This window comes from Streptomyces sp. NPDC050509, from assembly GCF_044457965.1.
Taxonomy (GTDB): domain Bacteria; phylum Actinomycetota; class Actinomycetes; order Streptomycetales; family Streptomycetaceae; genus Streptomyces.
This window is the reverse complement of the sequence record NZ_JBITHL010000006.1, coordinates 288,806-315,106: the sequence shown is the minus strand read 5'-3', so window position 1 is coordinate 315,106 and position 26,301 is coordinate 288,806. Positions and strand designations below refer to the sequence as shown.

Sequence of the window (26,301 nt, the reverse complement as noted above, 5' to 3'; positions counted from 1 at the left end):
TGCGTTCCCGGAAGTGGCCTGGATATACCCAAAGGCGACCGAATTCCTTCGGTCGCCCCAGGTGGTCAGCTCCGTTTGGCTGACATGTGGTCAGGAAAGTCCCGGGAAAAAGATCTTCAGTTCCCGAATGGCGGACTCCTCGGAGTCCGAGGCGTGGATCAGGTTCTCCCGGACGATGGTCCCGAAGTCCCCCCGGATGGACCCGGGCGCTGCGGCGATCGGGTCAGTGGGGCCGGAGAGCGCGCGGACGCCCTCGATGACCCGCTCGCCCTCGACGACGAGCGCGACGACGGGGCCCGACGCCATGAACGCGACCAGCGGCTCGTAGAAGGGCTTGCCCTTGTGCTCGCCGTAGTGCTGCTCCAGCGTGTCCTGGTCGAGCGTGCGCAGCTCCAGCGCGATCAGGGACCAGTCCGCCTTGCGCTCGATCCGGCCGAGGATCTCGCCGACGAGGTGACGGCGTACGGCGTCGGGCTTGAGCAGGACGAGCGTGCGCTGGCTCACGGTACGGGCTCCTTCTGTGGGGAATGCGGGGTGCCGGAATCCGGGCCTCGGAGGCGGTGTCCGGGCCTCGAAGGCGCGTCCGGACCTCGGAGGCTTTGTCCGGGACCACAGAGGCTACAGGGCACCCCGCATCACCGGTTACGCAGCGTCAGCCTCTGCCGATGCCTGTGCGGCCCAGCGTGCCTTCGCCTCGTCGATCACCCGGCCGTAGTGCACCGACGCCCACCACAGCGCCCCGAACAGCACCCCCAGCACGAACATCGCCGGGACCACGAAACCGCTCGCGACCAGGCCGACCTGGAGCGCCCAGCCGAGCTGGACCCCGCCGGGGCGGGTGATCATCCCGCACAGCAGCACGGAGAACAGCATGGCGACACCGCAGACCGTCCAGACCGTCCCCACCGACAGGTCGTCCGATTTCATGGCGACCAGACCGGCGAAACCGATCACGAAGAATTCACCGATCAAGGTCGACGCGCAGAGCGTTCGCACGGAATTCAGCCCCTCTTCAGCAGCAGCCGGGCCTCGCCGACCGTGATCACGGATCCGGTCACCAGCACCCCGGCACCGGAGAACTCGGACTCCTCCTCCGCGAGCGTGATCGCCGCCTCCAGCGCGTCGTCGAGCCGTGGCTCGACCTGGACGCGGTCGTCACCGAAGACCTCGACGGCGACGCCGGCCAGCTCGTCCACGTCCATCGCGCGATGGCTGGAATTCCGCGTGACCACGATCTCCGTACAGATCGGCTCCAGCGCCTCCAGGACCCCGCGGACATCCTTGCCGTCGCTCGACCCCACGACCCCGATCAGCCGGCTGAAGCCGAACGACTCGGTGACGCCCTCGGCGGCGGCGCGCGCGCCCGCCGGGTTGTGCGCCGCGTCCAGCACCACCGTCGGCGAGCGCCGTACGACTTCGAGCCGGCCCGGCGAGGTCACCGAGGCGAACGCCTTGCGGACCGTGTCCATGTCGAGCTGCCGCGCGTGCTGGGCGCCGATGCCGAAGAACGCCTCCACGGCCGCCAGCGCCACCGCCGCGTTGTGCGCCTGGTGCGCCCCGTGCAGCGGGAGGAAGACCTGCTCGTACTCCCCGCCGAGGCCGCGCAGCGTCAGCAACTGGCCGCCGACCGCGATCTCGCGGGCGACCACGCCGAACTCCATGCCCGAGCGGGCCACCGTCGCGTCGACGTCGACGGCCTTCTTCAGCATCACCTGGGCCGCGTCCACCGGCTGCTGCGCCAGGACGACCGTCGCGCCGTCCTTGATGATCCCGGCCTTCTCCGCGGCGATCTCGCCGGGCGTGGAACCGAGCCGGTCCGTGTGGTCCAGGTCGATGGGGGTGACGACGGCGACCGACGCGTCGATGACATTGGTCGCGTCCCAGGTGCCGCCCATGCCGACCTCGACGACGCCGACGTCCACCGGGGCGTCCGCGAAGGCCGCGTACGCCATGGCCGTCAGCACCTCGAAGAACGAGAGCCGGTGCTCCTGCATGCCGTCGACCATCTCGACGTACGCCTTGATGTCCTCGTACGTCTCGATGAACCGCTCGGCGGAGATCGGGGCCCCGTCCAGACTGATCCGCTCGGTGATCGACTGGATGTGCGGGCTGGTGTAGCGGCCGGTGCGCAGGTCGAACGCGCCGAGCAGGGCCTCGATCATCCGGGCCGTGGACGTCTTGCCGTTGGTGCCGGTGATGTGGATCGTCGGGTAGGCGCGCTGGGGGTCGCCCAGCACGTTCAGCAGCGCCTCGATCCTGACGCGGGACGGGTCGAGCTTGGTCTCGCCCCAGCGTCCCGCGAGCTCCTGCTCGACGGCGCGCAGGGCCTTGTCCACCTCGGGATCCTCGGGGCGGGCCGGCACGCCGTCGTCCTGCGTCTGCCCGGCCCGGGCGCGCAGCGTACGGCTGCCGGCCTCGATCACCGCGAGGTCGGGGTCTCGGTCGGTCGCGGCTGCGGTGATCTCGTCGAATTCATCGAAGTCGTCGAAATCGCTGTGCTCGCCGGGCTGGTCGGAAGGACGGTGCTCGCTCACGGGACCAGTCTACGGAGGACCACCGACACCGGCTCCGGCGCGCCCCTCCCCCGACGGCGCGGATGTTCCTCCGCACCCCCTCCGCACGCCTCCCGCACGCCTCCCGCACGCCCTCCGCACGCCTTCTGGAAAGCGCGGATCCCCCTGACCGGTGCCGGTCAGGGGGATCCATGGGCTGTTGCGGGGAACGTACGAGCGAGGGCGTCAGCCCTGCGGCAGTCCGGCCACCTGCGCGGTGAGGCGCTCGATGTCCGCCTCCGCCTTGGCGAGCCGGCCGCGGATCTTGTCGACCACGTTGTCCGGCGCCTTGGCGAGGAACGCCTCGTTGCCGAGCTTCGCGATCGCCTGCGCCTTCTCCTTCTCCGCCGCGCCGAGGTCCTTCGTCAGGCGCTTGCGCTCCGCCTCGACGTCGATCGTGCCGGACAGGTCCAGCGCGACGGTGGCCCCGGCGACCGGCAGGGTCGCGGTGGCGTGGAAGCCCTCGCCCTCCGGCTGGAGCCGCAGGAGCTGGCGGATGGCCGCCTCGTGCGCGGCGAGCGAGGTGCCCGACAGGTCGAGCCGGGCCGGGACCTTCTGGCCGGGCTGGAGGCCCTGGTCGGCGCGGAACCTGCGGACCTCGGTGATCACCTGCTGGAGGTGCTCGATCTCACGCTCGGCCGCCGCGTCGCGGAACCCGCTGTCGGCCGGCCACTCGGCGACGACGACGGACTCCTTGCCGGTGAGCGTGGTCCACAGCGTCTCGGTGACGAAGGGGACGATCGGGTGCAGGAGACGCAGGGTGGTGTCCAGGACCTCGCCGAGGACGCGTCCGGAGACCTTCGCGGGCTCGCCGCCCTCGAAGAAGGACGTCTTGGACAGCTCGACGTACCAGTCGAAGACCTCGTCCCACGCGAAGTGGAAGAGGGAGTCGGAGAGCTTCGCGAACTGGTAGTCCTCGTAGTACGCGTCGACCTCGGCGACCACGGCGCCGAGCCGCGAGAGGATCCACCGGTCGGTGGCGGACATGTCGGCCGCGTCGGGCAGCGGGCCCTCGACGGTCGCGCCGTTCATCATCGCGAAGCGGGTCGCGTTCCAGACCTTGTTGGCGAAGTTGCGGGAGCCCTGGACCCAGTCCTCGCCGATCGGGACGTCGACGCCCGGGTTGGCGCCGCGCGCGAGCGTGAAACGGACCGCGTCGGAACCGTACTTGTCCATCCAGTCCAGCGGATTGACCGCGTTCCCGAAGGACTTCGACATCTTCTTGCCGAACTGGTCACGGACCATGCCGTGCAGCGCGATGGTGTGGAACGGCGGGGTGCCGTCCATCGCGTACAGGCCGAACATCATCATCCGGGCGACCCAGAAGAACAGGATGTCGTACCCGGTGATCAGAACCGAGTTCGGATAGAACTTCTCCAGGCTCTCGGTCTGTTCGGGCCAGCCCAGCGTGGAGAACGGCCACAGCCCGGAAGAGAACCACGTGTCCAGGACGTCGGTGTCCTGCGTCCAGCCCTCGCCGGTCGGCGCCTCGTCGTCGGGACCGACACAGATCGTCTCGCCGTTCGGCCCGTACCAGACGGGGATCCGGTGGCCCCACCAGAGCTGGCGCGAGATGCACCAGTCACGGAGGTTGTCGACCCACGCGAAGTAGCGCGGCTCCATCTCCTTCGGGTGGATCGCGACCTTCCCGTCGCGGACGGCGTCACCGGCGGCCTGCGCCAGCGGACCGACCTTGACCCACCACTGCATGGACAGCCGGGGCTCGACGGTCGTCTTGCAGCGCGAGCAGTGCCCGACGGAGTGGGTGTACGGGCGCTTCTCGGCGACGATCCGGCCCTCGGCCCGCAGCGCGGCGACGATGGCGCTGCGCGCCTCCATCCGGTCCAGGCCCTCGAAGGGTCCGGGGACGGTGATGACGGCGCGCTCGTCCATGACCGTGATGTTGGGCAGGTCGTGGCGGCGGCCGATCTCGAAGTCGTTCGGGTCGTGCGCCGGGGTCACCTTGACGGCGCCCGTGCCGAACTCCGGGTCGACGTGCTCGTCAGCGACGACCGGGATCGTACGGTCGGTGAGCGGCAGGCTGATCCGCCGGCCGACGAGGTGCGCGTACCGCGCGTCGTCCGGGTGGACGGCGACGGCCGTGTCGCCGAGCATCGTCTCGGCGCGGGTCGTCGCGACGACGACGGAGTCGTCCCCGTCCCCGTACTTGAGCGAGACCAGTTCGCCTTCGTCGTCCTGGTACTCGACCTCGATGTCGGAGATCGCGGTCAGACAGCGCGGGCACCAGTTGATGATGCGCTCGGCGCGGTAGATCAGCTCGTCGTCGTAGAGCTTCTTGAAGATGGTCTGGACGGCCTGGGAGAGCCCTTCGTCCATGGTGAAGCGCTCACGGGACCAGTCGACACCGTCGCCGAGACGGCGCATCTGGCCGGAGATCTGCCCGCCGGACTCGGCCTTCCACTGCCAGACGCGCTCGACGAACGCCTCGCGCCCCAGGTCGTGCCGGGACTTGCCGTCCTTGGCCAGTTCGCGCTCGACGACGTTCTGCGTGGCGATGCCCGCGTGGTCCATGCCGGGCTGCCACAGCGTCTCGTACCCCTGCATGCGCTTGCGGCGCGTGACGGCGTCGATGAGCGTGTGCTCGAAGGCGTGGCCCAGGTGCAGACTGCCGGTGACGTTCGGCGGGGGGATGACGACGGTGAAGGGGGGCTTCTCGCTCTTCGCGTCCGCTTCGAAGTAACCGCGGTCCACCCAGCGCTCGTACAGCTTCCCCTCTACCTCGGCCGGCACGTACTGGGTCGGCAGTTCGGGGTTGCTGGCTGGCTGCTGCTGTGGATTCTCGGTCACGAGGCTCAGTTTAGAGGTGTCACAGCCCTGTGCAGAAACGAGATGTTCCGTAACAGTGCCACCCCCGATGCCCCGCCGCCGCGGATCCCCCGTCAGGATGTTCGGAAAACATAAGAATCGAGGGACAGCGCACATGAGCTACAACCAGCCGGGCCCGTACGGCGGGCAGCCGCAGCAGCCCGGACCGTACGGTCAGCCGGGCCCGTACGGCCAGCAGCCGCCGCAGGGACCGCCGCAGCCCGGCTACGGTTACCCGCCGGGGCCCCCGCAGGGCGTCCCGCCGCAGCAGCCCCCCGGGTACGGCTACCCGCAGCAGGGCCCCTACGGCCAGCAGCCCCAGCCGGGCCCGTACGGCCAGCAGCCCACACCGCCCTACGGGCAGCAGCCCCCGTACGGCGGTGGCGCCTACCCGCCTCCGCCGGGTGCCCCGAAGAAGAAGACCGGGATGATCATCGGGGTGTCCGTGGTGGCGCTCGCGGTGATAGCCGGCGGGGTGTACTTCTTCACGTCGGGCGGCGGCGGGGGCGGCGGCTCGGTCGCGGACGACGGCAAGAAGTACGAGCTGACGACACCGGCGACGGTGCTGGGCGGCGAGTTCGAGAAGAAGGAGGACTCCTCGGGCAGCACCGACTTCACCGACAGCGACGTGAAGGAAGCCGAGGCGTGGGGCATCACCGACCCCAAGAACGTCACCGGTGAGTACGTGGCCGGGAAGGGCACCGCCTCGGTCAAGCAGCTCCAGTTCAGCGGGGTCTACGGCGCCATCGACGACCCGGCGGCGGTCGTCGACAAGATGTTCGCCAAGTCGACGGAGAAGTCGAAGAGCTCCGGCAGCAGCGGCACGGGGAAGGTCGAACTCGTCGGCGAGCCACAGGAGTTCACGCCCGCCGGGTTCGAGAACGGCATCATGAAATGCCAGGAGATGAAGGTCGGCCTGGGCTCGGCCGCCACGACGGGCGGCCCCACCAGCGTCAGCGCGCCGGTCTGCGTCTGGGGTGACCACAGCACCGTCACGTACGTCGTCTACAGCGACGCCGCCGGTGTCCTCACCGGCAGGAGCATGTCCCTGGAGGACGCCGCCGCCCAGGCGGCCAAGCTGCGCAACGAGGTCCGCACCGAGATCAAGTGACCGGGCGGAAGCCCCAGGGAGAAGGCGGGAGCCCGGCCGGGAGATCCGGCCGGGCGCCCCACCTCGCGCGCATGGACCTCAGAGCCGTACCGAGACGTTCCCGACCGTGGCCAGTATGGTCAGCTCGCCGCCGATCGCCTGGAGATAGGCCGACAGCGTCGATGTGTCCAGGCGCACGCCTCCACGCTCGATCTGACTGATTCGGCCCTGTGTCAAACCATTCGCCGAGCGACCTGGACCTGCGTCATGCCCTCAGTCTTGCGTAGGGCAGCGAGTTCATGGCCTCGCTCCGCATCGGCCATCTCACGCTTGATCTCATCGATCCGGGCGCGCTTCTGTGGCGAGATGTCACCGGTCAGGTCGGCCATGGTGCCGAGCTTCATGTCGAGTTCTCCTCCTTACATGGCAAGGGAGCGCCCGGCCAGTCAGGACTGGCCGGGCGCTCCCTTCGTTCCGCCGCTGTACGACCGCTACGCGGACTTCTCGTGGCGCCCGTCGTTCTTCACGATCCTCGGCTCGCGCGGGACCAGCGTCGGGTTGACGTGGGAGTGGACCACGTCCTCCGTGATCACCACGCGGGCCACGTCCTTGCGGGACGGGACCTCGTACATCACCGACTGGAGGACCTCCTCCAGGATGGCGCGCAGCCCGCGCGCGCCGGTGCCGCGCAGGATCGCCTGGTCGGCGATGGCCTCCAGGGCCGGGCGGTCGAAGTCCAGCTCCACGCCGTCGAGTTCGAAGAGCCGCTGGTACTGCTTGATCAGCGCGTTGCGCGGCTCGACCAGGATCTGGAGGAGGGCGGCGCGGTCCAGGTTGTGGACCGAGGTGAGGACCGGGAGGCGGCCGATGAACTCCGGGATCATCCCGAACTTCACCAGGTCCTCCGGCATGACCTCCTGGAACTGGTCGCTCTCCTCGATCTCGCGCTTCGAACGGATCGTCGCGCCGAAGCCGATGCCCTTGGCGCCCGCGCGCGACTCGATGATCTTCTCCAGGCCGGCGAAGGCGCCGCCCACGATGAAGAGCACGTTCGTCGTGTCGATCTGGATGAATTCCTGGTGCGGGTGTTTCCGGCCGCCCTGCGGCGGGACGGAGGCGGTCGTGCCCTCCAGGATCTTCAGCAGGGCCTGCTGGACGCCCTCGCCGGAGACATCGCGGGTGATCGACGGGTTCTCGCTCTTGCGGGCGACCTTGTCGATCTCGTCGATGTAGATGATCCCGGTCTCGGCCTTCTTGACGTCGTAGTCCGCCGCCTGGATCAGCTTGAGCAGGATGTTCTCGACGTCCTCGCCGACATAGCCGGCCTCCGTCAGCGCCGTAGCGTCGGCGATGGCGAACGGGACGTTCAGCATGCGGGCCAGCGTCTGCGCGAGGAGCGTCTTGCCGGAGCCCGTCGGGCCCAGCAGCAGAATGTTGGACTTCGCCAGCTCGATCGCGTCGTCGCGGCCCGACCCGCCGCCGTTCTCGCCGGCCTGGACCCGCTTGTAGTGGTTGTAGACCGCCACCGAGAGGGCCTTCTTCGCGGGCTCCTGCCCGACGACGTACCCCTCGAGGAACTCGTAGATCTCGCGTGGCTTGGGCAGTTCCTCCCAGCGGACCTCGGAGGTCTCCGCGAGCTCTTCCTCGATGATCTCGTTGCAGAGGTCGATGCACTCGTCGCAGATGTACACACCGGGACCTGCGATGAGCTTCTTCACCTGCTTCTGGCTCTTCCCGCAGAACGAGCACTTGAGCAGGTCGCCACCATCACCGATGCGTGCCACGAGGTTGCTTCCCCTTCGCCTGGGAGCAGCTTGGTTCAGCGGCTCCTGTGCCTCATATCCGACGGTACCTTGCCCGGGCCCCGGTTCGGGCCCCCCTTGGCGTGGTTCACATGGTCGCGGGAGTTCTCCCGCGCTCCATATGACCGCGCCAAGGGCGCCGGGTGTGTCAGGCGGCCGCTGCGGCCGTGGTCTTGCGGGTCGACACGATCTGGTCGACCAGACCGTACGCGAGCGCGTCGTCGGCCGTCAGGATCTTGTCGCGCTCGATGTCGTCGCGGACCTTCTCGATCGGCGTCGTCGAGTGCTTGGCCAGCATGTCTTCGAGCTGGGCGCGCATCCGGAGGATCTCGTTGGCGGCGATCTCCAGGTCGGAGAGCTGCTCCCGGCCGGTCTGGCTCGACGGCTGGTGGATCAGCACGCGCGCGTTCGGCAGGGCGAGGCGCTTGCCCGGGGTGCCGGCGGCGAGCAGCACGGCGGCGGCCGAGGCGGCCTGGCCCATGCAGACCGTCTGGATGTCCGGCTTCACGAACTGCATCGTGTCGTAGATGGCCGTCAGGGCCGTCATCGAGCCACCGGGGCTGTTGATGTAGATCGAGATGTCACGGTCCGGGTCCATCGACTCCAGGCACAGGAGCTGCGCCATGACGTCGTTGGCGGAGGCGTCGTCGATCTGCACGCCGAGGAAGATGACGCGCTCCTCGAAGAGCTTCGCGTACGGGTCGTACTCGCGCACGCCCTGCGAGGTGCGCTCCACGAAGCGCGGGACGACGTAGCGGTTGTCCACCTGCGGGCCGTTGTAGAGGCCGCTCGCGGGGAAGTTGTTCATGTGGGTGTTCACCATCCTGTGGCGTTCGGTGGGCTGGGCCGGGGTCGGGAGGGGCGTCAAGGCGCGTCGCCTCAGGCCCCGGTGCCGCCGCCGCCCGGAACGCCCGAGGCCGCGGTGATGATCTCGTCGATCAGGCCGTAGTCCTTGGCCTCCTGGACGGTGAACCAGCGGTCGCGGTCGCCGTCGCGGATGATCGTCTCTTCGGTCTGACCGGAGTGGAAGGCGGTGATCTCGGCCATCCGCTTCTTCGTACGGAGCAGGTACTCCGCCTGGATCTTGATGTCCGAGGCGGTGCCGCCGATGCCGGCGGAGCCCTGGTGCATCAGGATGTCGGTGTTGGGGAGCGCGAAGCGCTTGCCCGCGGTGCCGCCGGTGAGCAGGAACTGCCCCATGGAGGCGGCCATGCCCATACCGATGGTGACCACGTCGTTGGGGATGTACTGCATCGTGTCGTACACGGCCATGCCGGCCGTCACGGAGCCACCGGGGCTGTTGATGTAAAGGAAGATGTCCTTGTCGGGTTCGGCGGCAAGGAGCAGCATCTGGGCCGTGATCTTGTTCGCGATGTCGTCGTCGACCTGCTGGCCGAGGAAGATGATCCGCTCTCCGAGCAGCCGGCTGTAGACCTGGTCGCCGAGGCCACCACCGAGGGACGGCTCACCGGCGGCGTAAGGCATCAGATTCGTCACGTATACACCTGCTCGTCTCTGACGGCTGCGGCCGTCTCAGCGTCTTCGTACCGGGGACGGGAGACTCCCCTGCCCTCGTATTCATGGACCCTAACGCGCTGGTCGGCGAGGGCCATCCCGCTTCCGTTGCTGTTCGCTGGGAGCGCAAGGTAGTTGAGGTTCCGAGCGGCCACCACAGGGCCCTGTACGGGCCTGGGCGCCCCCATGGCCCCTGTGCGCCGCCCCGGGGTGTGCGGGGGCCCACGAGGGCGTGGACGGCCGGGGAGCGGCCTGTACGGGAGTGGGACGCCCGGCGGCGGGGGCGGACAGGACGGGCCCCGGGCGCGTGTCGCGTCCGGGGCCCGTTCCGTCGGTTCCGTCGGTCAGAGCGTGACCGCTCAGGCGCCGGCCTTGTCGGCCTTCTCGTCGGCGTCCGCGGCGGGGGCGGCGTCGACGGGGGCCTCGTCCGACTCGGCGGCCTCGGCGGTGACGGCCTCGGCCGCCTCCTCCTCGTCCTCCAGGTCGACCGGGTTGCCGTTGGTGTCGGTGACCGTGGCGGCCTCGACGACCACCGCGAGCGCCTTGCCGCGGGCGACCTCGCCGACGAGCATCGGCACCTGGCCGCCTTCGACGACCGCCTGGGCGAACTGGTCGGGGGACATGCCGGAGGACTGCGCGCGCCGCATGAGGTGCTCGGTGAGCTCCTCCTGGTTGACGTTCAGCTTCTCCTTGTTGACCAGCTCGTCGAGGATGAACTGGGTCTTGATGCCCTTGACCGCCTGCTCCTTGGTCTCGGCGTCGAACTCCTCCTCGGTCTTGCCCTGGATCTCCAGGTACTTCGCGAGGTCGAGGCCCATCTGGCCGAGCTGGTGGTGCTCCAGGTTGTGCTTGCGGGTGTTGATCTCCTCCGCGAGCAGCTTCTCCGGGATCGGCACCTCGGCGAGCTTCAGCAGCTCGTCGAGGACGCGCTCCTGGGCCTGGGTGGCCTGGTCGTACTGCTTGGTGCTCTCCAGGCGCTTGCGGCTGTCCGCCTTCAGCTCCTCAAGGGTGTCGAACTCGCTCGCCATCTGCGCGAACTCGTCGTCCAGCTCGGGGAGCTCACGGGCGGCGACCTGGGTCACCTTGACGGAGACCTCGGCGGCCTGGCCCTCGGCGGTGCCGCCCTTCAGCTCGGAGGTGAAGGTGGCCTCGCCACCGGCCTCCAGGCCGGTCACGGCCTCGTCGATGCCGTCGAGGAGCTCTCCGGAGCCGATGGTGTACTGCACACCGCTCGCCACTCCGTCGGGCAGGATCTCGCCGTCGACCTTGGCCTCCAGGTCGATCGTCACGACGTCACCCTCGACGGCGGCGCGCTCGACCGGGTTGGTGGAAGCGAAGCGGTCGCGGAGCTGCTCGACCGACTTCTCGATGTCCTCGTCGCTGACCTCGACGGCGTCGACCGTGACCGCGATACCGGAGTAGTCCGGGATCTCGATGACCGGGCGGATGTCCACCTCGGCGGTGAAGGAGAGCAGTTCGCCGTCCTTCAGCTCCGTGATGTCGACATCGGGCTGACCGAGGACGTTGAGCTCACCCTCGTTGACCGCGTCGGTGTAGAACTTCGGGAGGGCGTCGTTGACGGCCTCCTCCAGCACAGCACCACGCCCGAACCGCTGGTCGATGATCCGGGCCGGGATCTTGCCCTTGCGGAAGCCCTTCACCGTGACCTGCTGGTTGATCTTCTTGTACGCCGCGTCGAGGCTGTCCTTGAGCTCCTCGAAGGGCACCTCGACAGTGAGCCGAACCCGAGTCGGGTTCAGGGTCTCCACGGCGCTCTTCACGGTTCGGTCTCCTTGGTGGCTGATTCTGGGGTTCTGCCGGGTCCGCCGCACGTGCGGCGCGGCCCAGCGGATTCGGCCCGGTTCTTCAGAGACTCTGCAGACACACGGGCACGCAGCTTGCATAGTAACCGCAAGCGGGAACAGCCCCACAATGTGACCGTGCGACGCGATCTTGAACGATGGTCGGGGTGGCCGGATTCGAACCGACGACCTTCCGCTCCCAAAGCGGACGCGCTACCAAGCTGCGCCACACCCCGTCGGTGCGACACGTAGGGTACATCCCCGCGGGGGCTCCGCCGTCATCCTTGACCGGCGCTTTACGGGTGTGCGGCGAACGCCCGGGACCCGCTACGATGTTGTCCGTGCCCGGGTCGTCCGACCTGCGGCGCGCGCTGTGCGGGCGTAGCTCAATGGTAGAGCCCTAGTCTTCCAAACTAGCTACGCGGGTTCGATTCCCGTCGCCCGCTCCACAGACCCCGGCCCGATCAGGTGCGATACGTCACCGGTCGGGCCGGCGGCGTTTCCGGGCCCGTACGGCCGGAGAGGCGCCACCCGACGGAAAGCCGCCCCGGTCAGAAACTGATCTGATTGATCGTGTCGGCTATCGAGTTGAGGAACCGGTTGACCGACGGCGCCATGTTGGTGGACGCGAGGAAGAAGCCGAAGAGGATCGCGACGATCGCCGGACCCGCCTTGATCGAGCCGCCGCGGATGAACACCACAAGGATGATCGCCAACAGAAGCACCACAGACAGTGAGATGGCCACAACTGATCACACCCTCGGTCGGTCCGCCTAGCCCAGCCCCTACGGGGTCGCGTACGACACCACGTACCCCGTACATCCTGCTCGGACCATCGTGCCATCAACCTTCTCGCGGGTGTGGATTCGGCGCTCCATCACTTCCGGCCAATAGGTCGATAGATCCCGGTTGTTGACGGTTTCGTCGCGCGCCGAACCGTCCGGCGGAGAGGTTCCCGCCGTCCCCGCGCAGGCGGGCGCCTCCCGTTACTCGGTAAATCGTTTGGTAAACTAATTACTGACGATTCCTTGACGCACCCTTGACCGACGGAGGAGCGATCCCATCGGACACGCAGAGACCCTCATAGCCATGGGCGGCGCCTTCCTGGCCGCCGCCGTTCTCGCCCGGCTGGGCGGCCGCATCGGTCTGCCCACGATCCCCCTGTTCATCCTGGCCGGAATCCTTCTCGGCCCGCACACGCCCGGCATCGTGCTGGTCAAGGACCCGCACGAGCTGGAGATGCTCTCCGCCCTCGGTCTTGTCCTGCTTCTCTTCTACCTCGGTCTGGAATTCCACCTCGACGACCTCAAGGCGGGTGGCCGGAAGATGGCCCTCGCGGGCGGCGCCTATCTCCTGCTGAACGTGGGCGCCGGGCTCGGCTTCGGCTTCGCGCTGGGCTGGGGCACGTCCGAGGCGCTGGTCCTCGCCGGTGTGCTCGGGATCTCGTCGTCCGCCATCGTCACCAAGGTCCTGGTCGACATGGGACGTATCGGCAACCCCGAGACGAAGCCCATCCTCGGCATCATCGTGGTCGAGGACATCTTCCTCGCCCTCTACCTCGCCGCACTCCAGCCGATCCTCTCGGGCGCTGACAGCGCCGGGGCGGCGATCATGGACGGCGGGAAGGCGTTCGGCTTCCTGCTGCTGCTCGCCCTGGCCGCCCGGTTCGGGACGAAGGTCGTCGGCCGGCTCGTGGGCACCAAGGACGACGAACTGCTCGTCATCTCCTTCCTCGGTGCGGCGGTCCTGGTGGCCGGTGTCTCCGAGTGGTTCGGGGTCGCGGACGCCATCGGCGCCTTCATGGTCGGTCTGATGCTGGGCGCCACCACGTCGGGCGACCGGATCCGCCAACTCGTCCACCCGTTGAGGGACGCGTTCGGCGCGATCTTCTTCTTCGCCTTCGGTCTGTCGATCAACCCCGGTGATCTGCCGACCGTCCTGTGGCCCGTCCTCGCCGCCGTCGTCGTGACACTGGTGATGAACGTCGCCGCGGGGGTGACCGCCGCGAAGATCTTCGGCTTCGGCGCGGGACCGGCCGCCAACATCTCCACGACCCTGCTCGCCCGCGGTGAGTTCGCGCTGATCCTCGCCACGATGGCGGCGGGAGCGGGCCTCGACAGCCGGCTCGCGCCCTTCATCGCGGGGTACGTCCTGCTCCTCGCCGTCCTCGGCCCGCTGGCCGCGGGGCGCTCGCACTGGCTCGCCCGGATCCTGCCGGGCGGACGTGGCGAAGGGGGCGGTGACGGACCCGGGAAGACTCCGGAGGCCGGTGACCCGTCCCCCGCGCGGGACGACAGAGGCGCGGAGGCGACCGTGACGAGCTGATCGACGATGCCCACGCCATTAGCGCATGACCGGATATCCCTACCCGAATGTCCACACCGCGTCAGGACAGGCCCTGGAGGCCGGGCGGGCTCGACGGAGCCTGTCCGGCCTCTCGGCAGATCAGGAGCAGTGCGCGGTCGTCGTTCACGTCCTTCGCCACCGCCTCGATGAGATGCCAGGCCGCGCCCTCGAAGCCCGGGGCGACATAGCGGTCGGCCTCGCCGGTGAGCCGGTCCATGCCTTCGCCCAGATCGCGTCCCGGCGCCTCCACCAGGCCGTCCGTGAAGAGCATCAGGACGTCACCGGGGCGCAGGGAGCCCTTGGCCGGGTCGAACTGGGCCCCGTCGTACACACCGAGCAGCGGGCCCTCGCCCGACTTCTCCTCCCAGCGCCCGCTGCCCGCGTGGAGCTGGAGCGCGGGGAGATGGCCCGCCGAGAGCAGTTCGTAGTCGCCGGATTCGAGATCGAGGACGAGATGGATCGAGGTCGCGAAGCCCTCGTCCCAGTCCTGGCGGAGCAGGTAGCCGTTGGCGGCGGGGAGGAAGGCGCCCGGCGGGAGCGAGCCGAGAAGGCCGCCGAAGGCGCCCGACAGCAGCAGGGCGCGCGAGCCCGCGTCCATGCCCTTGCCGGAGACGTCCGTGAGGACGACCTCCAGGGTGCGTCCGCCGTTGGTACGGGCGGCCACCACGAAGTCGCCGGAGAAGGACTGGCCGCCCGCCGGGCGGAGCGCCATCTCGTGGTGCCACCCCGTCGGCAGCCAGGGCAGCGCGCTCTGGACGCGGATGCGTTCGCGCAGGTCGAAGAGCATGGTCCCGCCGCGCCGCCAGGGCACCCCGACCCGCGCCCTGAACTGGGCGATCAGCAGTCCGAAGAGCCCGCAGGCCGCCACCACCAGGACCGTGCCGGGGGTGACCGTGGCCGGTCCGTCCGGGTACGGGCCGAGGACCATCGACTCGACGATCAGCGCGGCGGCGGCTGCCGCGTACAGGCTGAGCAGGCTCGCGGGGCGCAGCAGCAGGCCGCCCGCCACGATCGGCAGGACGAGCGCGGCGGGCGCGCACCAGACGGGTATCGCCATCGTGGTGAGGGCGATGGCCGGCACGGTCAGCAGGAGCCCGACGAGGGCGATCCAGTCGGAGCCGTCGCCCCGGAAATAGTCGACCCCGGATTTGCGCACACTGATCCGGACCCGGTGCAGCGTCCTGCGCATCCGGGCCGCGTACGCATCCGCTCTTGCGACACCGGCCATTGTGGTGGACCCTACCGAGCCGCCCGGCCGCCGTGCAGGGGGACCCCCGTGACATTGTGTTCGAAATCGGGTCGCCTCGCCACCGTACGGCTGGTACTGATGGCATATGACACTGGATCTGAGGGTGCTGCGCCGGTCCGAATACGACTCCTGGCACGAGGCGTTGGAGCTGGCCTTCGGGGGGGTCGAGGGGAACGTGGGGGACACCGACCTCCTGCGCGACCTGACCGAGATCGACCGTTCGATCGGGGTCTGGGACGGGGACGAGTGCGTGGGGACGACCGGGGCGTACAGCTTCCGGCTCTCGGTGCCCGGCGGCGCGCAGGTGCCCACGGCGGGCGTGACGATGGTGAGCGTGGCGGCGACGCACCGGCGGCGCGGGGTGCTCACGTCGATGATGCGGCGGCAGCTCGACGACGTCAGGTCCTGGGGCGAACCGCTCGCCGTGCTGACGGCGTCGGAGCCGGCGATCTACGGTCGGTACGGCTACGGCGTCGCGAGCCACGCGCTCTCGGCGGAGATCGACACGTCCCGGGTCCGGATCCGCATACCCGGGACCGGGAACGGGACCGGAACCGGGACCGGCGACGAGACCGGGGACGAGCTACGTCTGCGTCGGGTGAAGGCGGATGACCCGGCCGTACGGGAGGCGTGCGAGGCGCTGTACGCGGCGGATGTCGCGAAGCGTCCCGGGATGCCGGCCCGCAGGCCCGGCTGGGAGCGGCTGCCCGTGGTCGGTACGGGGGTGTCGCGGGACGGGCGCTCCGCGCTCCAGTGCGTGGTGGCGGAGCGGGACGGCGAGGTGGTGGGGTTCACGCTCTTCCACAACCGTCCGGAGTGGGACATGGCGGGCCCGAAGGGCATCGTCGAGCTGGCGGATCTGCACGCGGCCGACCCTGTGGCGTACGCCACGCTGTGGCGCTTCCTCGCCGGGATCGATCTGACGTCGGCGATACGGGTGCGCAGCCGGCCGGTGGACGACCCGTTCCGGTATCTGGTCTCCGACCCCCGGCGGTGCGAGCTGCGGGTGCGCGACGACCTGTATCTGCGGCCGGTGGAGGTGGCTCCGGCGCTGGAGGCGCGTACGTACCGGACGCCGGTGGATGTGGTGCTGGAGGTGACGGACACCTTCTGCCCCTGGAACGAGGGGCGCTGGCGGCTCAGCGGTGACACGAAGGGCGCGTCCTGCGCGCGGACCGCCGACGCGCCCGATCTGGTGATGTCGGTGAACGAGCTGAGCGCCGTCTATCTGGGCGGTACGTCGCTGGCCGCGCTGGCGCGCGCGGGGCGGGTGCGGGAGGAGCGCGCGGGCGCGCTGGACGCGGCGTCGGTCGCGTTCGGCTCGGACATCGCGCCGTGGCTGCCGCACGGGTTCTGATCAGGAGCTACCTCCGCTGGCAGCCGGGGCACCAGAAGAGGTTGCGGGCGGCCAGCGTCGCGGTGCGGATCTCGGTGCCGCAGAGCAGGCAGGGCATCCGCGCGCGGCGGTAGACGTAGACCTCGCCGCCGTGGTCGTCGACGCGCGGCGGACGGCCCATGGCCTCGGGGGTGTGCTCGGGGCGGACGGTGTCGATGCGGTTGTGCCGTACGCCCTCGCGCATCAGGGCGACGAGGTCCGCCCAGATCGCGTCCCATTCGCGGCGGGTGAGGTCCTTGCCGGCCCGGTACGGGTCGATGCCGTGGCGGAAGAGGACCTCGGCGCGGTAGACGTTGCCGACGCCCGCGACGACCTTCTGGTCCATGAGCAGGGCGGCGACGGTCGTACGGGAGCGGGAGATCCGGGCCCACGCCTTCTCGCCGTCGGCGCCGGTTGCGGCGGCTTCGGCGCCGGTTGCGTCGTCGCGCACGCGCAGCGGGTCGGGGCCCAGCCGGTCGTGCACGGCCTGCTTCTCGGGGGCGGTGATCAGGGCACAGGTGGTGGGGCCGCGCAGATCCGCGTAGTGGCCGCCGCCCTCCAGCCGCAGGCGGACGGTGTCGGTGGGCGGCGGGGCCGGTGCCGTACCGAAGCCGAGTTTGCCGAAGAGGCCGAGGTGGACATGGACCCAGCCGGTCGCCTCGGTGTCGCCGGTCCCGCCCGTCCCGCCGAACCCGACGAAGAGGTGTTTGCCGTGCGCGTCGACGCCGGCCATCACCTGTCCGTCGAGGAGGGCCGCGCTGTCGGAGAACTTGCCCTGCGGGCTGGAGACCCGTACCGGCCGGCCGCCGAAGCGGGCGAGATGGTCCTCGGCCAGGCGGTGGATCGTATGCCCCTCGGGCACGGTGTCTCCTCGTGACGGCGCGACTGCGGCGCGCGGACATGACAGTGCCGCCGGGACCGGTCCCGGCGGCACGGGTGTCGCTAGCTGTCCTGCTGCGGGTGGTGCGCCGGGATCGGCGGCAGTTCGTGGGTGGTCTCGTACTCCGTGAGCATCGCGATCCGGCGCGCGTGGCGCTCCGCGCCGGAGTACGGGGTGGCGAGGAAGACCTCGATGAACTTGGTCACCTCTTCTTCGGTGTGCATCCGGCCGCCGACGGAGATGACGTTGGCGTCGTTGTGCTCACGGCCGAGCGCGGCCGTCTGCTCGCTCCAGGCGAGGACGGCCCGTACGCCCTTGACCTTGTTCGCGGCGATCTGCTCGCCGTTGCCCGAGCCGCCGATCACGATGCCGAGGCTGTCGCCGTCCGCGGCCGTGCGCTCCGCGGCGCGCAGGCAGAACGGCGGGTAGTCGTCCTGGGCGTCGTAGACGTGGGGGCCGCAGTCCACCGGGTCGTGGCCCTGGGCGGTGAGCCATTCCACCAGGTGGTTCTTGAGTTCGAAGCCGGCATGGTCGGAACCGAGGTACACGCGCATGGTGCGAAGTGTGGCACGCGCGGCCGGAGCCGCGCATGGGCGGGTCACGGATGGGTAGCGGTGTTCCACATCAACGCTCCATTACGGAGCACGGCTCCCCGGTAAAGATACGGAATTGCCACTTCCATCGACGGCCGGGTGAACGCTTGAATGCGGGAACTCGTCATTCGAGTGACAAGCAGACGTAAGGATTCTCGCATGACCTCCCTGCCGTCCCCCACTAAGGAAGGCGGAAAGCCCAGCGAGCCTGGGAATCCGAACTCCTCCGACGGCCTGCAAGCCGGCCTCAAGAACCGCCACCTGTCCATGATCGCGATCGGCGGCGTCATCGGCGCCGGTCTGTTCGTCGGCTCCGCCTCCGGCATCGCCGCCGCGGGACCGGCCATTTTGCTCTCGTACGCCCTGGTCGGCGCGATGGTCGTGCTCGTCATGCGGATGCTCGGCGAGATGGCCGCGGCGCGGCCCAGCTCGGGCTCCTTCTCCGCCTACGCGGACCGCGCCCTGGGCCACTGGGCGGGCTTCTCGATCGGGTGGCTGTACTGGTTCTTCTGGGTGGTGGTGCTGGCGGTCGAGGCGACGGCGGGCGCCCAGATCCTGGAGGGCTGGATCCCGGCCGTTCCACAGTGGGCGTGGGCGCTGATCGTGATGCTCGTGCTGACCGGGACGAACCTGGTGTCGGTCTCCTCGTTCGGTGAATTCGAATTCTGGTTCGCCGGGATCAAGGTGGTGGCGATCACCGGGTTCGTCGTCGTCGGACTGCTGGCCGTCTTCGGGCTGCTGCCGGGCTCGGACAACCCCGGCGCCGGCTTCGGGCACCTCACGGACGCGGGCGGGTTCTTCCCCAAGGGGCCCGGCGCGATCCTCACCGGGGTGCTGATGGTCGTGTTCTCCTTCATGGGCAGCGAGATCGTCACGCTGGCCGCCGGTGAGTCCTCGAACCCGCAGCGCGCGGTCGCCAAGGCCACCAACAGCGTGATCTGGCGGATCGCCGTCTTCTACCTGGGCTCGATCTTCGTCGTACTGACGCTGCTGCCCTGGAACGACAAGTCGATCACCAAGGACGGTTCGTACGTCGCGGCGCTGAACTCGATCGGCATCCCGCACGCCGGACAGGTCATGAACGTCATCGTGCTGACGGCCGTGCTCTCCTGTCTGAACTCCGGCCTCTACACGGCGTCCCGGATGGCCTTCTCGCTCGGCCGGCGCGGGGACGCGCCCGCGTCGTTCGCGCGGGTGACCGCCCGGGGCGTGCCGCAGGCGGCGATCCTGTCGTCCGTGGCCTTCGGCTTCGTCGCGGTCTTCTTCAACTACCAGTGGCCGGACACGGTCTTCGCGTTCCTGCTGAACTCGTCGGGCGCGGTGGCCCTCTTCGTCTGGCTGGTGATCTGTTTCACCCAGTTGCGGATGCGCGGGATCATCCTGCGGGAGACGCCGGAGAAGCTGGTCGTACGGATGTGGCTCTTCCCGTATCTGACCTGGGCGACGATCGCGATGATCTCGTTCGTGCTGGTCTACATGCTCACCGACGACGCGGCGCGGGAGCAGGTGCTGCTGTCGCTGCTGGTGGCGGCACTCGTGGTGGGCATCGCGCTGGTGCGTGACGTGCGCAAGCGGCGGCTCGGCGGGGAGGACACGGCGGACGAGACGGCCCCGGCCGAGAGCCCGGCCGTCAAGAGCTGAAGTCCGGTCCGGCGCCGGGGACATGAGTGGGGGGGGGGGGGGGCGCCGGGGGGGGGGGGGGGGGGGCCCCCCCGGGCCCGGGGGGGGGGGGGGGGGCGCCCGGGCGCGCCCGCCGCCCCGGCCCCCCCGCCCGGCCCCCCCCCGCCCCCCCCCCCCCCCGCGGGGGGGGGGCGCGGGGGGCCCCCCCCCCCCCCCGGGGGGCCCCCCCCCCCCCCCCACTCATGTCCGGCGTGCGGTGCCGTCAGCCCTTGTTTCCGTCAGCCCTTGTTGCCGAGGAGTTTCCAGGCGGCGGGCAGCGCGCCCATCGCCAGCGCCGCCTTGAGCGCGTCGCCGAGCAGGAAGGGCACCAGGCCCGCGGAGACGGCGGCGCTCAGCGACATCCCTCCGGAGAGCGCGAGATAGGGGACGCCGACCGCGTAGATCACGGCGGAGCCCGCCACCATCGTCGCGGCCGTGCGCGCCACGGAGCGGTCGCCGCCGCGGCGGGCCAGCGCGCCCACCACCGTGGCGGCGAGCAGCATGCCCAGGACGTAGCCGAAGGACGCGCCGCCGGGGCCCGAGGAGCCCGCCGAGAACCAGGGCATCCCGGCCATCCCGACCAGGGTGTAGACGGCGAGGGAGAGGAAGCCGCGGCGGGCGCCGAGCGCGGTGCCGACGAGCAGCGCGGCGAAGGTCTGGCCGGTGACGGGGACCGGGGAGCCGGGGACGGGCACGGCTATCTGGGCGGCGAGGCCGGTCAGCGCGGCGCCGCCGAGGACCAGGGCGATGTCCCGGGTGCGGCTGGCGGGGAGGAGGTCGGCGAGAACCGCTCCGGTACGGGGGGCTGCGGCAGCAGTGCTCATGAGGACTCCGCGATCGGGCGTGGGGGCACCGCGGTGGGCGCCTGGGGACAGCCCGACCGTAACCCACGGGTCCCCGGCGGATCACCGTCAGCCATCCACAAAGCGGAGGTCAGCGCGTTGTCGAAGGTGTCACACGGGCCTCACGCAGAACCGCTCGGCGGCGTCACGCACACCGGTCGGCGGTGTCGCCCGGGCCCGTCGGCGGTGTCGCCCACCCACCCGCACCCTCTTGCTGCTAGCGTGCAGTTGCATAGGATGTGCAATAAGACAGCCGGAGGGTCCCGCCATGGCCGTGTACACGCTTCCCGAACTGCCGTACGACTACGCGGCACTCGAACCGGTCATCGATCCGCAGATCGTCGAGCTGCACCACGACAAGCACCACGCGGCCTACGTCAAGGGCGCCAACGACACGCTCGAACAGCTTGAGGAAGCGCGCGACAAGGAGGCGTGGGGGGCGATCAACGGGCTGGAGAAGAACCTCGCGTTCCATCTCTCCGGCCACATCCTCCACTCCATCTACTGGCACAACATGACGGGCGACGGCGGCGGCGAACCGCTCGCCGCCGACGGGGTCGGCGAGCTGGCGGACGCCCTCACCGCGTCCTTCGGCTCCTTCGCGGGCTTCAAGGCGCAGCTCACCAAGGCCGCCGCCACCACCCAGGGCTCGGGGTGGGGCGTACTGGCGTACGAGCCGGTCAGCGCGCGGCTGATCGTCGAGCAGATCTACGACCACCAGGGCAACGTCGGTCAGGGATCCGTGCCGATCCTGGTCTTCGACGCCTGGGAGCACGCCTTCTACCTCCAGTACAAGAACCAGAAGGTCGACTTCATCGAGGCCATGTGGGAGGTCGTGAACTGGCAGGACGTCGCCAAGCGTCACGCGTCCGCCAAGGAGCGCGCCCACAGCCTCCTGCTCGCGCCCTGACCGGGCGCCCCCCACGTCCTGCCCGTGATCGTCTTCTCACCCTTCACGTGCGGACGGAACGACGAAGGGCCCCCGCGAGGACCAGACTCGCGGGGGCCCTTCGTCTCTTCTGCCGCTGGTACGAACGCGGCTACTGGTACGAACGCGGCTACTCGAAGCTGGGGTCCGCCGTGCGGGTGCGCTTGATCTCGTAGAAGCCCGGGATCGACGCGACCATCAGGGTGCCGTCCCAGAGCTTCGCGGCTTCCTCGCCCTTGGGCGCGGGCGTGACCACCGGGCCGAAGAAGGCGATCTGCTCGCCGTCGGCGCCGGGGACCGCGATGACCGGGGTGCCGACCTCCTGGCCGACCTTGTCGATGCCCTCCTTGTGGGAGGCGCGCAGCTCGGTGTCGTACTCGTCGGAGTCGGCGTACCGGATCAGGTCGGCGGGCAGCCCGACCTCCGCCAGCGCGGCGGCGACCGTCTCGTTCGTACGCTCCTCGGCGCGGTTGTGGAAGCGGGTGCCGATGGCGGTGTACAGCTTGCCGACGACCTCGTCGCCGTGCTTCTGCTGAGCGGCGATGACCACCCGGACCGGGCCCCACGCCTTGTCGAGCATGTCGCGGTACTCCTGCGGGATGTCCTTGTCCTCGTTGAGGACCGCCAGGCTCATCACATGCCAGCGGACCTCGATGTCACGGACCTTCTCCACTTCGAGGACCCAGCGCGAGGTCATCCAGGCCCAGGGGCACAGCGGGTCGAACCAGAAGTCAACAGGCGTCTTCTCGGACATTTCTCTCCTCATGGCGGATGGACGCACCTCACTGTCGGCAACGCGGGGATCGGCCGGAGGCATTCCCGCGTCCCCGGATTCCCGCGTTCCCGCGTTTCCGCTGTCAGTGGCTCGTGCGAGGATCGTTGCTGTTTCGGAGAGCGAGACCCGCGACGAAGCGAGCCACAGAGGAGAGACCGTGCCCGGTGAGAACCTGTCCCGCGACGAGGCCCGTGAGCGGGCCGACCTGCTGTCCGTAGACGGGTACGAGGTGGCCCTCGACCTGCGTTCGGCGGTCGGTGAGGCGGACGGGGACGCGCCGCGGACCTTCCGCTCCGTGACCACGATCCGGTTCCGCTGCGCCGAGCCCGGCGCGGCGACCTTCGCCGATCTGATCGCGCCGAGCGTGACCTCGGTGACCCTCAACGGCCTCGACCTGGATCCGACGGCCGTCTTCGACGGCTCGCGGATCGCCCTGGAGGACCTGCTCGCGGAGAACGAGCTGACGGTGGACGCGCAGTGCGCGTACAGCCGTACGGGTGAGGGGATGCACCGCTTCGTCGACCCGGAGGACGGCGAGGTCTACCTCTACACGCAGTACGAGCCCGCCGACGCCCGTCGAGTTTTCGCCAACTTCGAGCAGCCCGACCTGAAGGCGCCGTACCGCTTCGAGGTGACCGCGCCCGAGGGTTGGGCCGTTCGGAGCAACGGTGAGGGCGTACTGACCGACGGTACGTGGCGGTTCGCGGAGACGAAGCCGATCTCGACGTACATCACGGCCGTCCTGGCCGGCCCGTACCACGAGGTGACCGACTCCTACCGGCGCACGTTCGAGGACGGCACGGTGCTGGAGATCCCGCTGGCCGCGCTCTGCCGCAAGGGGCTCGCCCGGTACTTCGACACGGAGGACGTCTTCCTCGTCACCAAGCAGGGGCTGGACTTCTTCCACGACCACTTCGACTACCCGTACCCCTTCGGGAAGTACGACCAGGCGTTCGTGCCCGAGTACAACCTCGGCGCGATGGAGAACCCGGGGCTGGTGACCTTCCGCGAGGAGTACATCTTCCGCGGCCGGGTGACCTCCGCGTCGTACGAGCGCCGGGCCAACGTGATCCTGCACGAGATGGCGCACATGTGGTTCGGCGACCTCGTCACGATGACGTGGTGGGACGACCTGTGGCTGAAGGAGTCCTTCGCGGACTTCATGGGCTCCTTCTCGCTCGTGGAGGCGACCCGCTTCACCAACGGCTGGATCACCTTCGCCAACAACCGCAAGTCCTGGGCCTACCGCGCCGACCAGCTCCCCTCCACACATCCCGTCACGGCCGACATCCGTGACCTGGAGGACGCGAAGCTGAACTTCGACGGGATCACGTACGCGAAGGGCGCGTCCGTGCTGAAGCAGCTCGTCGCGTACGTGGGCCGGGACGCGTTCCTGGAGGGCGCCCGGCGCTACTTCAAGCGGCACGCGTACGGCAACACCCAACTGCGCGATCTCCTCGCCGTCCTGGAGGAGACGTCCGGGCGGGAGCTGGCGGGCTGGTCGCGGGCGTGGCTGGAGACGGCCGGGGTCAACGCCCTGACACCGCAGCTCACCTGTGACGCCGAGGGCCGGATCACCGAGCTGGCCGTGGTGCAGGACGCCGCCCCCTCCCACCCCGAACTCCGGCCGCACCGGGTGGCCGTCGGGCTGTACCGGCGCTCGCCCTCCGGCGACCTCGTACGGTACGCGCGCGCCGAGACGGACGTGGACGGGCCGCGTACGGTCGTCAAGCAGCTCGCCGGCGCCGAGCGGCCCGAGCTGGTCCTCGTCAACGACGACGACCTGACGTACTGCAAGATCCGCTTCGACGCGGGGTCGCTGGACACCCTGCGCGACCACCTCGGGGACCTCACGGACCCGCTGGCACGCGCCCTGTGCTGGTCGGCGCTGTGGAACCTCACGCGGGACGCGCTCATGCCCGCCCGGGACTTCATCGGGCTGGTCTTCCGGCACGCGGGCCGCGAGTCGGACATCGGGGTGCTCCAGATGCTGCACGCGTGGGCGCGGTCGGCGCTCACCCACTACGCGGCGCCCGCCTGGCGCGCGGAGGGCGCGCTGCTGCTGGCGCAGGGCGCGCTGCGCGAGCTGCGGACGGCCGAGCCGGGCAGCCAGCACCAGCTCACCTGGGCGCGCTTCTTCGCCGCGGTCGCCGAGACGGAGGCGGACCTCCAGCTTCTGCGGGGTCTGCTGGACGGCACGGCGAAGATCGACGGGCTCAGCGTCGACCAGGAGCTGCGCTGGGCCTTCCTGGAGCCGCTGGCGGCGCACGGGCAGGCCGACGAGTCGGTCATCGACGCCGAACTGGCGCGGGACGACACGGCGTCGGGCAAGCGCCACCAGGTGCGGTGTCTGGCGGCCCGGCCCTCCGCCGCCGTCAAGGCGCAGGCGTGGGCGCAGGTCGTCGAGTCGGACTCGCTGTCGAACGCGCTGGTGGAGGCAACGATCGCGGGCTTCGCCCGGCCCGGTCAGCGCGAGCTGCTGGCGCCGTACGCGGACAAGTACTTCGAGGCGATCGAGCGGGTGTGGACGGAGCGCTCCATCCAGATCGGCATGTACGTGGTGCGGGGGCTGTTCCCGGGGCTCCAGGACGACCGTACGACGCTGGAGGCGACGGACTCCTGGCTCGCGGCGCACCGGAACGCGGCGCCCGCGCTGCGCCGGCTGGTCCTGGAGTCGGCGGACGACTTGGCGCGATCGCTGCGCGGACAGGAGTGCGACGCGGCGGCGGCGCGCTGAGCGTGGGGGCGGCCACGGTCCGGGACACCGGCGGAACCACAAGGTCCGGTATGGAAAGGCGGTCTGTCTGATCGGCAGTCGAACACCCTTACTTTAGTACGAGGTTGTCCGGATTTGCCGACAGATTCGTCACGGCGGTTAGTCCCCCCTCCTCGCGGGGGGAGACACCCGGCATGAACAACAACACCCCGGTCTCCCCCCGCCCCGTCCCGCTCGGCCGGCTCTCCGCCGATGTGCGGACCCGCGTCCTCTCGTCGGCGCAGCTCCGTGAGTACGGCGTACCGGCCGGGCGGGTCACCGCGCGGTGCCGGGCCGGCGGCCCCTGGCAGCAACTGCTGCCGGGGGTCGTCCTGATGCACTCCGGTCCGCCCACCGCGGACGAGCGGCTTCAGGCGGTGCTGCTGTACGCGGGCCGGCCGACCGCCACGGGCAGCGGGGGTCTGCCCGTACAGCCGGGTCCCGACGGCCCGCCCCCGGCGCCCGTCGCGGTCCCGTACAGCACGGTGATGGTCACGGGGCTCGCGGCGCTGTCGCTGTACGGGTTCTCGTCCGCTCCCCCGCTGCTCGCGCTGGAGCGGATCGACGTGCTCGTACCGCGCACCCGGCGGCTGCGCTCCACGGGGTACGCGCGGCTGATCCGCGCCCATGTGCTGCCGCTGCCCGAGCTGATCGACGGCCGGCCGGTGGCGCCCGTGGCGCGCGCGGTGGCCGACGCGGTCGCGCATCTCTCGGACGCGCCCTCCGTGGTGGAGGTGCTGACGGAGGCGGTACGGAGCGGGCACTGCGACCCGGCCACGGTTGTCAGGGAGTTGAGCCAGTCCGGGCTGCTCTCCCGGCAGCACGTGGTGGACGCCGTGGACACCCTGCTCGCGGAGGGGCGGTCGCTGGCCGAGGGGCGGCTGTACGAACTGGTGCGCTCGTACGGGCTGCCGGAGCCGGTGTGGAACGTCGATCTGCGGCTGCCCGGCGGTCCGCACCTCGGCGGGGTCGACGCCTACTGGCCGGAGCGCGCGGTCGCGATCGAGCTGGACACGCGGGCGCCACGCCCCGGCGGGCGCGCGGACGCCGGGCCCGACCTCTCGGACGACGAGCAGTGGTCGGCGACGGTCCGCAAACGCGAGCACCTGGAGCTGCTGGGCATCACCGTCGTCCATCTGACGCCGAGGAAGCTGCGGGAGTCGCTGGAGCAGCAGGCGACGGTGGTCCGTACGGCGCTGATGGCGGCGGACGACCGGGATCCGGCGGCGCGGGTGGTCGTCCTTCCGAGATGAACGCGGCCCGGGGCGGGGGCGCGTGACACCGCTCCCCCGCCCCGTGTCCGCCCCGCCCC

22 protein-coding genes and 2 tRNA genes are annotated in these 26,301 nt (G+C 70.1%); 8 read left to right on the top strand and 16 right to left on the bottom strand.

Annotation, left to right across the window (positions count from 1 at the left end):
* Positions 1 to 90: 90 nt before the first annotated feature.
* From ndk to ACIBJC_RS19535, 4 genes are all read right to left on the bottom strand, one after another.
* Positions 91 to 504 carry a nucleoside-diphosphate kinase gene (gene ndk, locus ACIBJC_RS19550; protein ID WP_399293837.1) on the bottom strand — a complete coding sequence of 138 codons (414 nt, stop codon included), beginning with the start codon at positions 502 to 504 and terminating at the stop codon, positions 91 to 93.
* A gap of 138 nt (positions 505 to 642) precedes the next feature.
* Positions 643 to 996, bottom strand: a complete 354-nt coding sequence (locus ACIBJC_RS19545) for a DUF4233 domain-containing protein (protein WP_329827102.1) — start codon at positions 994 to 996, stop codon at positions 643 to 645.
* A 5-nt stretch (positions 997 to 1,001) separates the two neighbouring features.
* The gene (locus ACIBJC_RS19540; RefSeq protein ID WP_399293835.1) at positions 1,002 to 2,534 is read right to left on the bottom strand and encodes a bifunctional folylpolyglutamate synthase/dihydrofolate synthase; all 1,533 of its coding nucleotides are present in this window, start codon (positions 2,532 to 2,534) and stop codon (positions 1,002 to 1,004) included.
* Positions 2,535 to 2,738: 204 nt separating this feature from the next.
* A complete protein-coding gene (locus ACIBJC_RS19535) occupies positions 2,739 to 5,360 on the bottom strand; it encodes a valine--tRNA ligase (RefSeq protein WP_399293832.1) in 2,622 nt (873 codons plus the stop codon).
* 133 nt (positions 5,361 to 5,493) lie between these two features.
* On the opposite strand from ACIBJC_RS19535, the gene ACIBJC_RS19530 reads away from it, so the two are divergent.
* Positions 5,494 to 6,489, top strand: coding sequence for a hypothetical protein (locus ACIBJC_RS19530; protein WP_399293828.1), 996 nt, complete (start codon positions 5,494 to 5,496; stop codon positions 6,487 to 6,489).
* A gap of 212 nt (positions 6,490 to 6,701) precedes the next feature.
* Here the strand turns inward: ACIBJC_RS19530 and ACIBJC_RS19525 are convergent, their stop codons facing one another.
* The 6 genes from ACIBJC_RS19525 to ACIBJC_RS19500 form a co-directional block, all read right to left on the bottom strand.
* Positions 6,702 to 6,872 carry a hypothetical protein gene (locus ACIBJC_RS19525; protein ID WP_399293826.1) on the bottom strand — a complete coding sequence of 57 codons (171 nt, stop codon included), beginning with the start codon at positions 6,870 to 6,872 and terminating at the stop codon, positions 6,702 to 6,704.
* Positions 6,873 to 6,959: 87 nt separating this feature from the next.
* Positions 6,960 to 8,252 (bottom strand): ATP-dependent Clp protease ATP-binding subunit ClpX, encoded by a 1,293-nt coding sequence (clpX, locus tag ACIBJC_RS19520; protein WP_329827093.1) that lies wholly within the window; start codon positions 8,250 to 8,252, stop codon positions 6,960 to 6,962.
* Positions 8,253 to 8,418: 166 nt separating this feature from the next.
* On the bottom strand, positions 8,419 to 9,093 hold the full coding sequence (locus ACIBJC_RS19515; RefSeq protein WP_384923769.1) for an ATP-dependent Clp protease proteolytic subunit: 675 nt from the start codon (positions 9,091 to 9,093) through the stop codon (positions 8,419 to 8,421).
* A gap of 56 nt (positions 9,094 to 9,149) precedes the next feature.
* Positions 9,150 to 9,755 carry an ATP-dependent Clp protease proteolytic subunit gene (locus ACIBJC_RS19510; protein WP_329827430.1) on the bottom strand — a complete coding sequence of 202 codons (606 nt, stop codon included), beginning with the start codon at positions 9,753 to 9,755 and terminating at the stop codon, positions 9,150 to 9,152.
* 389 nt (positions 9,756 to 10,144) lie between these two features.
* A complete protein-coding gene (gene tig, locus ACIBJC_RS19505) occupies positions 10,145 to 11,566 on the bottom strand; it encodes a trigger factor (RefSeq protein ID WP_399293821.1) in 1,422 nt (473 codons plus the stop codon).
* A gap of 180 nt (positions 11,567 to 11,746) precedes the next feature.
* Positions 11,747 to 11,823: transfer RNA gene (locus tag ACIBJC_RS19500), tRNA-Pro, on the bottom strand.
* A gap of 139 nt (positions 11,824 to 11,962) precedes the next feature.
* Here ACIBJC_RS19500 and ACIBJC_RS19495 point away from each other — a divergent pair.
* Positions 11,963 to 12,036: transfer RNA gene (locus ACIBJC_RS19495), tRNA-Gly, on the top strand.
* Between the two features lie 102 nt (positions 12,037 to 12,138).
* On the opposite strand, the gene ACIBJC_RS19490 is transcribed toward ACIBJC_RS19495, so the two are convergent.
* Entirely contained in the window at positions 12,139 to 12,333 is a 195-nt protein-coding gene (locus tag ACIBJC_RS19490; RefSeq protein WP_329827089.1) for a hypothetical protein, read from the bottom strand.
* A 343-nt stretch (positions 12,334 to 12,676) separates the two neighbouring features.
* Here ACIBJC_RS19490 and ACIBJC_RS19485 point away from each other — a divergent pair, with 343 nt between their 5' ends.
* Positions 12,677 to 13,912 carry a cation:proton antiporter gene (locus tag ACIBJC_RS19485; RefSeq protein WP_399293818.1) on the top strand — a complete coding sequence of 412 codons (1,236 nt, stop codon included), beginning with the start codon at positions 12,677 to 12,679 and terminating at the stop codon, positions 13,910 to 13,912.
* Between the two features lie 61 nt (positions 13,913 to 13,973).
* Here ACIBJC_RS19485 and ACIBJC_RS19480 read toward each other — a convergent pair whose 3' ends face one another.
* Entirely contained in the window at positions 13,974 to 15,161 is a 1,188-nt protein-coding gene (locus ACIBJC_RS19480; RefSeq protein ID WP_399293815.1) for a PP2C family protein-serine/threonine phosphatase, read from the bottom strand.
* A gap of 106 nt (positions 15,162 to 15,267) precedes the next feature.
* On the opposite strand from ACIBJC_RS19480, the gene ACIBJC_RS19475 reads away from it, so the two are divergent.
* Complete coding sequence (locus ACIBJC_RS19475; protein WP_399293813.1) at positions 15,268 to 16,539, top strand: GNAT family N-acetyltransferase; 1,272 nt, start codon at positions 15,268 to 15,270, stop codon at positions 16,537 to 16,539.
* A 7-nt stretch (positions 16,540 to 16,546) separates the two neighbouring features.
* Here the strand turns inward: ACIBJC_RS19475 and ACIBJC_RS19470 are convergent, their stop codons facing one another.
* Positions 16,547 to 17,419 carry an Fpg/Nei family DNA glycosylase gene (locus ACIBJC_RS19470; protein ID WP_399293810.1) on the bottom strand — a complete coding sequence of 291 codons (873 nt, stop codon included), beginning with the start codon at positions 17,417 to 17,419 and terminating at the stop codon, positions 16,547 to 16,549.
* 80 nt (positions 17,420 to 17,499) lie between these two features.
* Positions 17,500 to 17,991 (bottom strand): ribose-5-phosphate isomerase, encoded by a 492-nt coding sequence (locus tag ACIBJC_RS19465; protein ID WP_399293807.1) that lies wholly within the window; start codon positions 17,989 to 17,991, stop codon positions 17,500 to 17,502.
* A gap of 198 nt (positions 17,992 to 18,189) precedes the next feature.
* Here ACIBJC_RS19465 and ACIBJC_RS19460 point away from each other — a divergent pair, with 198 nt between their 5' ends.
* The gene (locus ACIBJC_RS19460; protein ID WP_399293804.1) at positions 18,190 to 19,671 is read left to right on the top strand and encodes an amino acid permease; all 1,482 of its coding nucleotides are present in this window, start codon (positions 18,190 to 18,192) and stop codon (positions 19,669 to 19,671) included.
* A gap of 257 nt (positions 19,672 to 19,928) precedes the next feature.
* Here the strand turns inward: ACIBJC_RS19460 and ACIBJC_RS19455 are convergent, their stop codons facing one another.
* Entirely contained in the window at positions 19,929 to 20,513 is a 585-nt protein-coding gene (locus tag ACIBJC_RS19455; RefSeq protein ID WP_399293801.1) for a biotin transporter BioY, read from the bottom strand.
* 286 nt (positions 20,514 to 20,799) lie between these two features.
* Between ACIBJC_RS19455 and ACIBJC_RS19450 the strand changes: the two genes are divergently transcribed.
* Positions 20,800 to 21,441 carry a superoxide dismutase gene (locus ACIBJC_RS19450; protein WP_399293798.1) on the top strand — a complete coding sequence of 214 codons (642 nt, stop codon included), beginning with the start codon at positions 20,800 to 20,802 and terminating at the stop codon, positions 21,439 to 21,441.
* Between the two features lie 148 nt (positions 21,442 to 21,589).
* On the opposite strand, the gene ACIBJC_RS19445 is transcribed toward ACIBJC_RS19450, so the two are convergent.
* Entirely contained in the window at positions 21,590 to 22,213 is a 624-nt protein-coding gene (locus ACIBJC_RS19445) for a DsbA family protein (RefSeq protein WP_399293795.1), read from the bottom strand.
* Positions 22,214 to 22,391: 178 nt separating this feature from the next.
* Between ACIBJC_RS19445 and pepN the strand changes: the two genes are divergently transcribed.
* On the top strand, positions 22,392 to 24,971 hold the full coding sequence (pepN, locus tag ACIBJC_RS19440) for an aminopeptidase N (protein WP_399293792.1): 2,580 nt from the start codon (positions 22,392 to 22,394) through the stop codon (positions 24,969 to 24,971).
* Between the two features lie 173 nt (positions 24,972 to 25,144).
* Positions 25,145 to 26,242: a hypothetical protein gene (locus tag ACIBJC_RS19435; protein WP_399293789.1), complete on the top strand. Its 1,098-nt coding sequence runs from the start codon at positions 25,145 to 25,147 to the stop codon at positions 26,240 to 26,242.
* Positions 26,243 to 26,301: the final 59 nt, after the last annotated feature.

What these genes read in the sequence shown, in the direction of transcription:
- ACIBJC_RS19480 (WP_399293815.1), bottom strand. Translation starts at nt 15,161, where the DNA reads ATGGCCGGTGTCGCAAGAGCGGATGCGTACGCGGCCCGGATGCGCAGG.
- ACIBJC_RS19450 (WP_399293798.1), top strand. Translation starts at nt 20,800, where the DNA reads ATGGCCGTGTACACGCTTCCCGAACTGCCGTACGACTACGCGGCACTC.
- ACIBJC_RS19475 (WP_399293813.1), top strand. Translation starts at nt 15,268, where the DNA reads ATGACACTGGATCTGAGGGTGCTGCGCCGGTCCGAATACGACTCCTGG.
- ACIBJC_RS19460 (WP_399293804.1), top strand. Translation starts at nt 18,190, where the DNA reads ATGACCTCCCTGCCGTCCCCCACTAAGGAAGGCGGAAAGCCCAGCGAG.
- ACIBJC_RS19465 (WP_399293807.1), bottom strand. Translation starts at nt 17,991, where the DNA reads ATGCGCGTGTACCTCGGTTCCGACCATGCCGGCTTCGAACTCAAGAAC.
- ACIBJC_RS19445 (WP_399293795.1), bottom strand. Translation starts at nt 22,213, where the DNA reads ATGTCCGAGAAGACGCCTGTTGACTTCTGGTTCGACCCGCTGTGCCCC.
- ACIBJC_RS19510 (WP_329827430.1), bottom strand. Translation starts at nt 9,755, where the DNA reads ATGCCTTACGCCGCCGGTGAGCCGTCCCTCGGTGGTGGCCTCGGCGAC.
- ACIBJC_RS19485 (WP_399293818.1), top strand. Translation starts at nt 12,677, where the DNA reads ATGGGCGGCGCCTTCCTGGCCGCCGCCGTTCTCGCCCGGCTGGGCGGC.
- ACIBJC_RS19530 (WP_399293828.1), top strand. Translation starts at nt 5,494, where the DNA reads ATGAGCTACAACCAGCCGGGCCCGTACGGCGGGCAGCCGCAGCAGCCC.
- ACIBJC_RS19515 (WP_384923769.1), bottom strand. Translation starts at nt 9,093, where the DNA reads ATGGTGAACACCCACATGAACAACTTCCCCGCGAGCGGCCTCTACAAC.
- ACIBJC_RS19525 (WP_399293826.1), bottom strand. Translation starts at nt 6,872, where the DNA reads ATGAAGCTCGGCACCATGGCCGACCTGACCGGTGACATCTCGCCACAG.
- ACIBJC_RS19435 (WP_399293789.1), top strand. Translation starts at nt 25,145, where the DNA reads ATGAACAACAACACCCCGGTCTCCCCCCGCCCCGTCCCGCTCGGCCGG.
- ACIBJC_RS19455 (WP_399293801.1), bottom strand. Translation starts at nt 20,513, where the DNA reads ATGAGCACTGCTGCCGCAGCCCCCCGTACCGGAGCGGTTCTCGCCGAC.